Genomic DNA, 12,284 nt, shown 5'->3' on the forward strand with positions numbered 1-12,284 from the left:
GGTGGGTTCCGGAGCCGGACGCTCGCGCGTCCCCTCCGGAATGACGAAGTCGGGGAGGATTCGGCCGTCTTTCCTCCCGCCTCCAACCCCCATTTCGTCATCCCGGAGGGGCTGCGCGAGCAGCCGGCTCCGGGATCCACGACGTGATGGGCACCGCCAAATACCTCAAGCAGCTGAGGTTTTCGCGATGTGTGAACACCGTAGGTCGCTCGGTAGGTTCCGGATCGGTCCGCTCCGCTGGCGCGGATCGCCCCGTCCGGAATGACGACGGGGGAAGCGGTGCCGGCGAAGCTCCCCTTCTTCTCGTCATTCCGGACCGGACCGCCGGAGGCGGGACGGATCCCGGACCCACCCGCCGGATCGGTCCGGACCGCCGGAGGCGGGACGGATCCCGGACCCACCCGCCGCCTCGGCTCAGGCCGCCTCGGTCTCCCGGAACCGCTCCGGCGAGAACGCGGCAAAGCGGTCGTTGAAGCCCGCGCCCAGGATCTCCGGCGCCAGGTCGAGGGCGTGGGCGGCGGCCAGGGTCACGCCGCTGTGGCAGGTCACCACATAGGCGCCGGGGCAGCTCTCGGACTCGGCGTAGATCGGGAAGCCGTCGGGCGACATGATCCTGAGCGCCGCCCAGCTCCGCACGATGCGCGCCCGGCCGAGCGCCGGCAGCACCCGGCGCGCCCGGGCCGCCAGCCGCGCCACGGTGGCGAAATCAAGCGTCGTGTCGTATCCGGGCCTGTCCTTGCTGGCCCCGATCATGACCGTGCCCTCCTCGGTCTGGCGCAGCCGGGTCAGCGGGTGCGCCAGCAGCGGGCCCAGCCGCTCGGTCACCAGGATGTGGCCGCGGTCCGGCGCTGTCGGCACGTCGAGCCCGACCATCGGCCCGAGCCGGCCGTTGCCGAGTCCGGCGGCCAGCACCACCTTGCCGGCGCGGACGATGCCGCGGGCGGTGTGGACGGCATAGCCGTCGCCGTCGCGCTCGATCCGCTCGACCTTGTGGTCCAGGCGGTAGTCGACGCGATGGCGGGCCAGCCCGGCATGCAGTCCGCGCAGCAGGAACAGCGGGTTCACATGGCCGTCATGCGGGCAGAAGGTGGCGCCAACCACCTCCGGCCCGACGGCGGGCTCCAACTCGCGCACCTCGTCGCCGGTAATGATCCGGGCGTCGTTGGCACCCACGCCCGGCTGGTTGTGCATGCGCCTGATCTCGAGCTCGGCGGCATCGTGCTCGGCCTGGTCCAGGAACGGCTCGATACCGCCCGGCTGGCGCAGGCCGACGTCGACGCCCTCTTCCGATCCGACCGCCGCCGCAAGATCCGGCCAGCGGGTCGCGCTGTTGCGGGTCCAGGCGGCGTATTCCGGCATGCCGTCGCCCTTGCCCTGCACCCAGACCAGCCCGAAATTGCCGCGCGACGCCCGGATCGCGTCGTCGCCCTCGTCCAGCACCGCGACCCGCGCGCCGGCCCGGCCGAGCCCCCAGGCGACCGCCGAGCCGACCAGCCCGCCGCCGATCATCGCGACGTCGAACGGCCCGGTCATGCGAGTTCCTCCAGCCTGGCCTGCTCGGCCTTGCCGAAGCCGACCACCACGCTGCCGTCGCCGCCGACGAATACCGGCCGCTTAATGATCGCCGGGTTGGCGACCAGCAGGTCGACCGTGCCCGCCGGATCCTCGGCCTTGGCCTTCGCCGCGTCGTCCAGCCCGCGCCAGGTAGTGCCACGGCGGTTCACCAGGACGTCGGCGCCGACCGCGTCGAGCCAGGCCTTCACATCGCCGGCCGACACCCCATCGGCCCGCACGTCCCTGAAGGCATGGGCGACCGAACGGCTGTCGAGCCAGGCCCGCGCCTTCCTGCAGGTGTCGCAGTTCTTCAGACCCCAGACGGTGATCACAGCCCGGCCTCCCAGTCGTCGATCATCAGCAGCATCGCCTCCAGGCAGTGGCCGGCCAGCAGCTTGCTGCGCTCCGGCGACCAGCCGACCTCGGGCATCGGGTTGTTCGCGGTGTCCTTGAACGGCATCTCCAGGGTCATCGCCGCGCAGCGGAACCGGTCGGCGATGTGCCCGGTCGAGGTGGTGAGGTTGCCCTGCCCCGGCGCCGGCTTGGGATAGCCATGTGCGGTCTGGAAGTCCGGGGTCAGCCGCGCCAGCTCGTCCTTGTAGCGGACCAGCCGCGCCAGATGCGCCTCCGACGGGTTCGGGATGCCCTCGTAGCCGGCGATGAAGTTGTAGGGCAGCGCCTCGTCGCCGTGCACGTCCAGGCACATGGCGACGCCGGTCGCTTCCATGCGCCGGACCACGTGGAACACCTCGGGGCTGTTCGCCAGGCTCGGCTCGCGCCACTCGCGGTTCAGGTTGGCGCCGGCGGCGTTGGTCCGCAGGTGGCCGCGGTAGACCCCGTCCGGGTTCATGTTCGGCACCACGCGCAGGGTCGCCCTGGCCATGATCGCCCGCGCCACCGGGTCGTAGGGGTCGCACAGCCGGTCGACCAGGCCCTCCATGAACCAGCCGCACATCGACTCGCCGGGATGCTGGCGGGCGATGATCCACAGCGGCTTGTCGCCCGAGCCGAAGCTCAGCATGTCCAGGTCGCGGCCGTCGAGCGTAGCGCCCAGGCGCTCCAGCCGCGCCGTCCCGCCGGCCTGGGCGCGCGCCGCCAGGTCCTCGTGCCGCTCCAGCGAGTACGGGGCGAAATAGGCGAACCAGACGACGTCGGCGTCCGGGGTGTGGCGGATCGTCAGGACGCCGCCGTCATAGCCGGTGTCGACCCGCCGCCAGGTCTGCCGATCGGTCGAGGCGACGGCGCGGTAGCCCTCCCAGCCCTTGGGATAGCTGGAGGCGCCGGCGTTCTCGATCGCCAGGGTCAGCGGCACGTCGCGCACGCCCGACACCCGGAAATGGAACCACTGGAAGAAGTCGGCGGCCCCGTCCTTGACGATCCGCAGACGCACCGCGTCCGGGCTGTCGGCGGCGATAACCTCGATGTTGCCGGAATCGAACCGGCTGGAAACCTGGATCACGATCACTCCTGGGCAGGCGGAGCCGAGACGGTAACCGGGCCGGCGGCGGGAGAAAAGCAGGCAAGCGACCGTCGGTTGGTGGGTTCCGGCTCGCCCGCGCCTCCGGCGCGCGCGTCCGGAATGACGAAGGACGGGGACGGTCGCGTTTTTTCTGTCGTCATTCCGGACCGGACCGCCATCGGCGGTACGGAGCCGGAACCCACGAGGCGACGGGCGTTACACCGGCTCCTGCGGCGCCAGCACCGTCGTCACCCGCAGCCCCCGCCCGAGGAACCGCCGGTCGTCCGGTCCGCCGTCGCCATGGCCGACGGTCCAGCGCGGCAGCGCCGGCAGCATCTCCGGGCCGCTCGCCGAGGCGCCCTCCAGGGTCGACCACGGGCCGTCGTCGCCCTGTCGCCACAGCACCCCGCCCGGCCCCATGCCGCCATGCAGGGCCAGGGTCAGGTCGAAGGGTTGCCCGGGGGTCAGGGCCGGCCCGTGCCAGTAATGCGGGCTGCGGCCCGGGTTGGGGCTCAGGCTGATGCTGACCGTCAGCCGCTGGTCCGGCCCGCTGATCCCGATCCACAGCGGCGCGATCGCCGCGCCGTCGCCGCGGGCGCTCACCAGGGTCTGGCGGGCGGCCGCGTCCTGGGCTGCGATCCCGGTGAACCGCCAGGCCCGCAGGGCGGCCGGCACCGGGCCGGCGGCGGCCGGCTCGCCGTCCGGCGCCGGCTGCTCGCCGGCCGCCAGTTCCATCCAGCCGGCCGCCGGCGGCAGGGTGGGTGGCCAGGACAGCGCCTCGCGCACGGTGCCCTCGATGTCCAGCACCCGGTACCGCATGCCCTGCCCGTCGATCGCCGCGGTCAGGCAATGCAGATACTCGACCCCCTCGGGCATCCGGTGGGCGGTGCCGGCGCCGGCGGTGCAGACCTGCAGGATGCCGTCATGGACCTGCACGTCGAACGCCAGGATGTGGCTGCACAGATAGGCGAACACGCCGTGCCGCTTCAGCGCGTCCCAGAAAGGAGCGGCATGCGGCGGACCGATGTCGCGCTGGAAGGCGCCGGCAAAGCCGTTCACCGGGAACACCGGGTGATGGCCGATCACCAGCTTGACCCGGGCGTCGGCATGGGCCGCCAGGGTGGCGTCCAGCCACTCGGTCTCGACATGGCCCTCGCCGCCGAGCCCGTACCACAGGGTGTGCACGAACACCATCAGCAGGTCGCCGCGCCGCACCCAGTAGCTGAGGCCCTCCTGCCCGGGCGGGCCGTTGCGCGGCAGATGCGCCATGACCTCGGCGAACACCCGCTCGCTGATCGGATCGTAGGTGGTGTGGTTGGCGGTGGTGTGGAACAGCGGGATCCGCGACCGGTCGAGCCAGGCCATCTCGACCTCGAACCAGTGCCGCCACTGGTCGCGCAACGCCGCCTCGTCGCGGGTCAGGCCGGTGATCTCGTCGCCCGGGAAGACGATGAACTCGGGCTGCGGGTCGAGCCGGCGGACCACCGCGTTGACGGCGGCGAATGTGCCCTCGTGCAGGGCGCCCGGCAGGCCGGAGCAGGCGTCTCCATACAGCACGAAACGATGGCCCGGGCCGCGCGGCGTGACGGCCGGCAGCGACTTCGACGAGGTGCCGGCGGTCATCGCCTGTCGTCCGGGTCCGCTGCCTGATCCTGGTTCAGCCGGTCCTCGACCGTCCGGCGTGCCGCCTCGGCCGCCGCCGTATTGCGGTCGGCCACGCGCCGCTTGCCGCGGCGATGCCAGCGCCACAGCTCGACGATGTACATCACGAAGCCGAAGACCACGCCCGCCACGATGTTGGCGGCGATGGTCTCGTCGTCCAGCGACTGGGCCTCGCGGAAGATCCCGAACACCTGGATCACGCACAGCATCACGGCGAAGAACGCGCCGTTGGCGACGGCACGCACCACCGGCACCTGCCACAGGCTCGGCTTGTCGGGCTCGGCCGGCACCGGGTCGGCGGAGTCGGGGTCGCGATTCGGGTCGCGCGGGTCCTCGGGATCGCTCATGCCGGCAGTCTAGTGGCGTCTCGCCGACGCCGGAACCCCTCAGCGCTCCCGCTTTACCGGGCGAACAGCAGCAGCACGACGATGCCGCCTGCCACCAGCGACATGCCGACCAGTTCGCGCGCCGTCGAGCGCTCGCGGAACACCAGGGTCGAGACCAGGATCGCGAACACGAACTCGATCTGGCCCATCGCCTTCACGTATGAGGCGCGCTCGATGGTCATGGCGGTGAACCAGCCGCCGGAGCCGATGGCGCTGGTCAGGCCGACGAACACGCAGGCTTTCCAGGCCCGACCGATAGCGACCAGTTCCCCGGCCCGGGTCGCCAGCACATAGCCGCCGAGCAGCAGGATCTGCATCGAGACGACGGTGACCAGGGTCATCGAGGCGGTGGTCAGGAAGTCCGGGTCGCCGAACGACAGGCTGGCGCGCCGCAGGGTCAGCGAGGCCAGCGCGAAGAACAGCCCCGACAGCACGCCGATCCCGGCCGCCCGGTTCAGCCCGGATCGGATCAGCGCCATGCCCGACACGCCCTGCTTGGCCAGGCTGATCAGCACCACGCCGGCGACGCTGATCACGATGGCGATCCAGCCGGCGGCGTCGATCTGCTCGCCGAACAGGCTGGCGCCGACCAGCGCGGTCAGGAACGCCTCGGTGCGGGCGTAGGAGGTGCCGACCGCGAAGTTGCGCAGCGAGAACAGGTGGACCAGCAGCACCGTCGCGACGATCTGCGAGCCGGCGGTGCCCAGGCACCACAGGAAGAACTCGAGATCCGGCGTCGGCAGCGGGGCCGCCCGGCCGGAGGTGGCGACCAGCAGATAGCCGACCACGAAGGGCAGGCCGAACAGGAACCGCACCCAGGTCGCCGACCACGACGACATGGTGCCCGCCAGGTGCTTCTGCCCGGCGGTGCGCGCGGTCTGCGCCGCGGCCGCCATGATCGACAACCAGACCCACAAGGCCATCTGCATTCCTCCCGCCCCCCGTCAGGGCGCAGCGATCATGGCGGGCTGGGCCGCCCGGTCAAAGCGCGGAAATGCGGGAACGGGTTTGCGTCCTTCGAGGCGCGCCGCAATGCGGCACGCACCTCAGGATGATGACCGTGGGCGGGTCCTGCCCCTCCTCATGCTGAGGCGCCGCGCATCGCGCGGCCACGAAGCACTACCCCGGCGTGTGCACCGGCAGCCCCAGCAGCGCCCGGCGGCGCAGCCAGAGCGACGGGCGGTAGCGCGGGTCGCGGGTCGCCTCGTGGATCGCCGAGACGATCGCGTGGGTGTGGGTCACGCCCATCTCCTCGGCGATCTCCAGCGGACCCAGCGGGTAGTTCAGGCCGAGCTTCATGGCGGTGTCGATGTCGGCCGGAGTCGCCAGCCCGATCTGCGCCATTTCGCAGCCCAGGTTGGCGATCATCGCCCGCATGCGCTGCAGCACGAAGCCGGGCGAGTCGGCGATCACGGTCGGCGCCACCCCGGCCTTGGCGAACGCCGCCGCCACCGCGTCGCGGGCCGCCGGGCCGGCACCGGGCGCGGTCATCAGGGTGACCCGCCTGGAGGTGTCGCCGGTGGTGTCGATCGCCACCAGCCGGGTCGGGTCGGTCACCGTGCGGGCACAGAAGCCGGTGGCGTCCTCGCCGTACAGCGCCGCCACGATCGGGACCTGCCCGTCGTCGCCGCGCACCGCCAGGCCGACCCGGTCGAGCATCTCCAGCAGGTCGCGGTCGTCCGGGGTCGCCACATGGACCGCGGTCGCCGGGGCGGCATCAGACGCGTGGTCGGCGCTCGGCGGGTCGACCATGACGCCCTTGTCGTCGTAGCGGTAGTGGCCCTGCCCGGTCTTCCGCCCGAACCGGCCGGCGTCGTACAGCGCGCGGTGCTGCGGCGTGGTGCGCAGCCGGGGATCGTTCAGGAACTGCTCGAACACGATCATCGAGACCGGGTAGTTCACGTCGATCCCGGTCAGGTCCATCAGCTGGAACGGGCCCATGCGGAAATGCCCGCAGTCGCGCATCACCGCGTCGACCTGGGCCGGCGTCGCCACCCCCTCGTGCTGGATCGCGAGACCTTCGGTGGTGAAGGCGCGCCCGCCCATGTTGACCAGGAAGCCGGGCGAGTCCTTGACCACCACCGGGGTCCGCCCGAAACGGCTGCCGATCGTCACCAGCGCGTCGATCACCGCCGGGTCGGTGGCCGGGCCCTGGATGACCTCGACCAGCCGCATCAGCGGGACCGGGTTGAAGAAGTGCAGCCCGGCGACCCGCCCCGGATGGGCGCAGCCGCGGGCCAGCGAACCGATCGGCAGCGACGAGGTGTTCGACGCGATGATCGCGTCCGGCGCCAGCACCGCCTCCAGCTTCCCGAACAGTTCGCGCTTGACCTCGATGTCCTCGAACACCGCCTCGACCACCAGCCCGGCCGGCGCCAGGTCGGCGATGTCGCCGGCCACCGTCAGGGCCGCGCGCATGCCGGCGGCGGCGGCGGCCTCCAGCGTGCCCTTCTCGACCAGCCGGTCGAGCCGGGCCAGCACCGCGTCGCGGCCGGCCGCCGCCCCGCCCTCGCGGGCGTCGTAGGCGACCACGCGCAAGCCGCCCTGCAGGGCCACCTGGATGATGCCCTGCCCCATGGCGCCGCAGCCGACGACGCCGACCACGAGGTCGCTGGCATTCGGGTCGATCATGATGCGGTTTCTCCTATGCTCGGATGGCGGCGGGTGGGTTCCGGAGCCGTCCCGGATCAAGTCCGGGCCCCTCCGGAATGACGGAGCAAAAAGGTCGTCATCCCGGAGAGACCGCGACAGCGGGCGGCTCCGGGACCCACCGGCCGCCGCGTCGCCCGGGATCGAGCCAGGGTCACACCCGCTCGATCACCATCGCCATGCCCTGGCCGACGCCGATGCACATGGTGCACAGCGCGTAGCGGCCGCCGGTCTCGTGCAGGGTCTCGGCGGCGGTCAGCACCAGCCTCGCACCGCTGGCGCCGAGCGGGTGGCCGAGCGCGATGGCGCCGCCGTTCGGGTTGACCCGCGGGTCGTCGTCGGCGACCCCAAGCTCGCGCAGGCTGGCCAGCACCTGGCTGGCGAACGCCTCGTTCAGCTCGATCACGTCCATCTGGTCGATGGTCAGGCCGGCGATCGCCAGCGCCTTCTTCGACGCCGGGGCCGGGCCGATGCCCATGATCCGCGGGTCGACGCCGGCCGCCGCCGCGGCGATCACCCGGGCCCGCGGGGTCAGGCCGTGCCGCTTCGCCGCCGCCTCGCTGGCGACGATCAGGGCGGCCGCCCCGTCGTTCACGCCGCTGGCGTTGCCGGCGGTCACCGACCCGCCCTCCTTGCGGAACGGCGTGCCGAGCTTGGCCAGCGCCTCCAGGGTGGTTTCCGGGCGCGGATGCTCGTCCCGGTCGACCACGGTCACCTGGCCCTTGCGGCCGGGGATCTCGACCGCGACGATCTCGCGCGCCAGCCGGCCGCGCTCCATCGCCGCCTTGCACTTCTGCTGGCTGCGGAAGGCGAATTCGTCCTGGTCCTCGCGCCGGACCTGGAACTTCTCGGCGACGTTCTCGCCGGTCTCCGGCATAGAGTCGGTGCCGTAGCGCTTCTCCATCTCCGGGTTCACGAAGCGCCAGCCGATGGTGGTGTCGTAGACCTCGGCGGTGCGGGCGAAGGCGGTGCCGGCCTTGGCCATCACGAACGGCGCGCGGGTCATGTGCTCGACCCCGCCGGCGATCGCCAGGCTGCCCTCGCCGGTCTTGATCATGCGGGCGGCGTCGTTCACCGCCTCCAGCCCGGAGGCGCACAGCCGGTTGACCGTGCAGCCCGGAATGCTCGACGGCAGGCCGGCCAGCAGCAGCGCCATGCGGGCGACGTTGCGGTTGTCCTCGCCGGCCTGGTTGACGCAGCCGTAGTAGACCTCGTCCACGGCCTCCCAGTCGACGCCGCCGTTGCGCGCCATCAGCGCCTTCAGGGGATGGGCGGCGAGATCGTCGGCGCGCACCTGCGCCAGCGCGCCGCCGTAGCGCCCGATCGGCGTGCGGACCGCGTCGCACACGAAAGCCTCGGCCATGGCGTCCTCCGGATCTGGATGTCTGTCGCGGCGGCGGAAATGCGCGCCCCGTTGCGCCGGACGGTGCCACGCGGCCGGACGGGGGTCAATTCCGTGAAGCGGCACTTCATTCCGAAATCCGGGTTCACCGCCGACCGCCGGCGCCCGGCGGCGAGATCGCCCTACCCGGCGATCACGATCTTCCCGAAATGCCCGGCCGCCTCCATCGCCTTGTAGGCGGCCCTGGCGTCCGCGAACGGCACGCTGTGGTCGATCACCGGCCTGATCGCGTGCAGTTCCAGGGCCTTGTTCATCTCCCGGAACATCCGGCGCGAGCCGACATAGACGCCCTGCAGGGTGATCGACTTCCGCATGATCGCGGTCGGGTCGATGGTGCCGCCGGTCAGCACGCCGATCAGCGCGATCCGGCCGGCCACCCGGGTCGCCTCGACCGAGCGCGCCAGGGTGCCGGGACCGCCGACCTCGACCGTCACGTCGACGCCGCGGCCGCCGGTCAGGTCGAGCACCGCCTTCTGCCAGTCGGGGTTGGCCCGGTAGTTCACTGTCTCGGCGGCACCCATGGCCCGCGCCCGCTCGAGCTTCTCGTCGCTCGACGACGTCAGGATCACCTTCGCGCCCATCGCCGTGGCGAACTGCAGGGCAAAGATCGACACCCCGCCGGTGCCGAGCAGCAGCACGGTGTCGCCGGCCTTCAGCCGGCCGACCTCGACCAACGCGTTCCATGCGGTCAGCGCCGCGCAGGGCAGGGTCGCGGCCTCGGCCATGGACAGGTGGGCCGGCGCCGGCACCACGCCGTCCGCCTTCAGCACCACCTCCTCGGCCAGCACGCCGTCCAGCGCGCCGCCGAGCGCGCTCGCCATCGCCTCGGGCGAGCAGGCGCCGTCGGTCCAGTCCTGGAAGAAGCACGACGCCACCCGGTCGCCGACCGCGATGCCGGTCACGCCGGCCCCGACGGCGGTAGCCGTGCCGGCGCCGTCGGAGTTCGGGATGCGCGGCAGCGGGATGCCGCGGGCCGCCGCGTGCTTCACCGTCATCAGGTCGCGGTAGTTGATTGCGCTGGCCTCGATCCGCACCCGGACCTCGCCCGGCCCGGGATCGGCCACGTCGCGCTCGGCGAGGGTCAGGGCGTCGATGCCGTCGTTGACGATCTGCCAGGCCTTCATGATGGGGTCCTCCGGATTTCGCTCGGCTGTGCCGCCTGCCCGGTCGCCTCCAGGGCGCCGGCGGCCAGGATCAGAACGCAGCCCGTCGCCTCCCGCAAGCCGAACGGCTCGTCGGCCAGCAGGGCGGCCGAGGCGGCGGCCGCCACCACCTCCAGCAGCATCAGCAGGGCGAGCCGGCCCGGATCCAGCCGGGCGGCGCCCCAAAGCAGCGCCCAGGTCACCGGCGCCAGCCACAGCAGCGACACCGCCGCGATCACCGCGAGGCCGGGGACAGACGGCCAGGGCGACGGCTCGCCGCCGGCCAGCACCGCGGCGGCCGCGACCGGCACCGCCGCCAGGAAGGCCAGCGCGGTCAGCGCCCGGCCGTCGACCCGGCCGTAGCGCGCCGCGGTCGCCGAGCCGGCGAACACCAGCCCGGCGCTGAGCCCGAGCCAGTCGCCCAGCGCCCGCGGCACCGGCGGCCAGGCCTCGGCCAGCAGCACCAGCGCGCCCGCCAGCCCGAGGACGATCGCCAGGACCCGCCGGCGGCCGACCGGTTCCGCCAGCACCAGCCGCCCGAGCACGGTTCCCCAGATCGGTGCCAGATAGAACAGCAGCGTGACCCGGACCACCTCGCCGGTCTGCAGCGCGCCGTTCCAGGCGACGATCGCCAGGGCGAACAGCCCCGCCGCGACCGCCAGCGGAATTCCGCCCTCGCGCAACCGGCCACGCCGGACCCACAGCACCGGCAGCAGCACCGCCGCGGCGGCGCCGTACAGCCACAGGTTCAGGGCGGCCGGGCCGAGCCCGGTCGCGTCGAGCGCCCGCAGCGGCAGCCACCACAGTCCCCAGAACACGGCGGCCACGGCGACGACCGCCGCCGGAGAGGCTCCCCGGATCATCGCTGGGCCGAGAACCGGCCACGCCGGCCGGAAGCGTGCGACCCCCTGCCCGACCGGTCCGCCCCCTCCTCGTCGTCATCCCGGAACGGGCTGCCGCAGGCGGCACGCATCCGGGACCCACCGGCCGCCGCGATGCCTGCCACTGCCCATGCCCGTCGCTCCGTGGGTCCCGGCTCGGCCACGCCGATGGCGGCGCGTCCGTCCGGGATGACGACATGGGAAGGAGAGAAGTGCACCCGCAGATTGACCAAAGTCGGGCTCAGAGCCGGAAGATCTCGCGCGCCTCGGCCGGCGTCGCGACCTTCGAGCCGAGCGCCTCGACGATGGTCACCGCGCGTTCGACCAGCGCGGCGTTGGACGGCGCGAGCACGCCGCGGTCGAGATACAGGTTGTCCTCGAGCCCGACCCGGACATGGCCGCCGAGGATCACCGCCTGGGCGGCCATCGGGAACTGCATGCGGCTGATCCCGAAGCCCGACCACAGCGCGCCCGGCGGCAGCAGGCTGGACAGATAGGCCATGCTCTGACCGGTCGCCGGGGCTCCCCACGGGATGCCGAGGCAGAGCTGGAACAGCGGCGTTCCCTCGATCAGCCCGTCCTCCACCATCTTGGTCGCCAGCCTCGCATGCCCGGCATCGAACACCTCGAGTTCGGGCTTCACCCCGGCGTCGCGGATCCGGGTCGCCATCTCGCGCAGATGGGCCGGGGTGTTCATGAAGACATGCTCGCCGAAATTCATGGTGGCGATGTCGAGGGTGCAGACCTCGGTGCGCAACTCGTCGACATGCTGGACCCGGACCGCCGGCGTGGTCAGCGTCGATCCGGCCGCCGGCGACAGCGGCTCGTTGTCGCCGGGGATGTAGCGCCCCCCGGCGCCGGTCGTCAGGTTCAGCACCAGCTGCGAGCCGTCGTCGCGGATCCGCTGCACCACCTCGCGGTACAGGGCGGGGTCCATCGAGGCCCTGGTGGTCTGCGGATCGCGGACGTGGATGTGGGCGACCGCGGCGCCGGCCCGCTCGGCCTCCAGGGCCGAGGTCGCGATCTGCTCCGGGGTCACCGGGATCGCCGGATTCAGGTGGGCGTTGTCGAAGCCACCGGTCACGGCGCAGGTTATGACGGTCTTGTCGTTGATGCCGGCCATGACGCGCTCCCAGGGCGAAGGACGAT

11 protein-coding genes are annotated in these 12,284 nt (G+C 72.4%); all 11 read right to left on the bottom strand.

The features are described from left to right. Positions 1–414: 414 nt before the first annotated feature. The 11 genes from RIC31_RS14205 to RIC31_RS14255 all read right to left on the bottom strand — a co-directional run bounded on the left by RIC31_RS14205 (position 415) and on the right by RIC31_RS14255 (position 12,258). Positions 415–1,533 carry an NAD(P)/FAD-dependent oxidoreductase gene (locus tag RIC31_RS14205; RefSeq protein ID WP_350108613.1) on the bottom strand — a complete coding sequence of 373 codons (1,119 nt, stop codon included), beginning with the start codon at positions 1,531–1,533 and terminating at the stop codon, positions 415–417. Further along, positions 1,530–1,886 (bottom strand): Spx/MgsR family RNA polymerase-binding regulatory protein, encoded by a 357-nt coding sequence (locus tag RIC31_RS14210; RefSeq protein WP_350108617.1) that lies wholly within the window; start codon positions 1,884–1,886, stop codon positions 1,530–1,532. The genes RIC31_RS14205 and RIC31_RS14210 overlap by 4 nt, the downstream gene beginning before the upstream one ends. Next, a complete protein-coding gene (locus RIC31_RS14215) occupies positions 1,883–3,013 on the bottom strand; it encodes a M14 family metallopeptidase (protein WP_350108622.1) in 1,131 nt (376 codons plus the stop codon). Before RIC31_RS14215 ends, RIC31_RS14210 begins: the two co-directional genes overlap by 4 nt. A gap of 216 nt (positions 3,014–3,229) precedes the next feature. Beyond that, positions 3,230–4,636, bottom strand: coding sequence for a metallophosphoesterase family protein (locus RIC31_RS14220; protein ID WP_350108625.1), 1,407 nt, complete (start codon positions 4,634–4,636; stop codon positions 3,230–3,232). Further along, positions 4,633–5,022, bottom strand: coding sequence for a hypothetical protein (locus RIC31_RS14225; RefSeq protein ID WP_350108628.1), 390 nt, complete (start codon positions 5,020–5,022; stop codon positions 4,633–4,635). The genes RIC31_RS14220 and RIC31_RS14225 overlap by 4 nt, the downstream gene beginning before the upstream one ends. A gap of 53 nt (positions 5,023–5,075) precedes the next feature. Beyond that, positions 5,076–5,984: a DMT family transporter gene (locus RIC31_RS14230; protein WP_350108631.1), complete on the bottom strand. Its 909-nt coding sequence runs from the start codon at positions 5,982–5,984 to the stop codon at positions 5,076–5,078. Positions 5,985–6,180: 196 nt separating this feature from the next. Beyond that, positions 6,181–7,692, bottom strand: coding sequence for a 3-hydroxyacyl-CoA dehydrogenase (locus RIC31_RS14235; protein ID WP_350108634.1), 1,512 nt, complete (start codon positions 7,690–7,692; stop codon positions 6,181–6,183). 172 nt (positions 7,693–7,864) lie between these two features. Beyond that, complete coding sequence (pcaF, locus tag RIC31_RS14240) at positions 7,865–9,073, bottom strand: 3-oxoadipyl-CoA thiolase (protein ID WP_350108637.1); 1,209 nt, start codon at positions 9,071–9,073, stop codon at positions 7,865–7,867. Positions 9,074–9,234: 161 nt separating this feature from the next. Beyond that, complete coding sequence (locus tag RIC31_RS14245) at positions 9,235–10,236, bottom strand: zinc-dependent alcohol dehydrogenase family protein (protein ID WP_350108640.1); 1,002 nt, start codon at positions 10,234–10,236, stop codon at positions 9,235–9,237. Continuing rightward, entirely contained in the window at positions 10,233–11,081 is an 849-nt protein-coding gene (locus RIC31_RS14250) for a DMT family transporter (protein WP_350108643.1), read from the bottom strand. The genes RIC31_RS14245 and RIC31_RS14250 overlap by 4 nt, the downstream gene beginning before the upstream one ends. Positions 11,082–11,376: 295 nt before the next feature. Next, entirely contained in the window at positions 11,377–12,258 is an 882-nt protein-coding gene (locus RIC31_RS14255) for a beta-keto acid cleavage family enzyme (RefSeq protein ID WP_350108646.1), read from the bottom strand. Between the last annotated feature and the right edge of the window lie 26 nt (positions 12,259–12,284).

The sequence above is a fragment of the Thalassobaculum sp. genome (genome assembly GCF_040219615.1).
GTDB lineage: Bacteria > Pseudomonadota > Alphaproteobacteria > Thalassobaculales > Thalassobaculaceae > Thalassobaculum_A.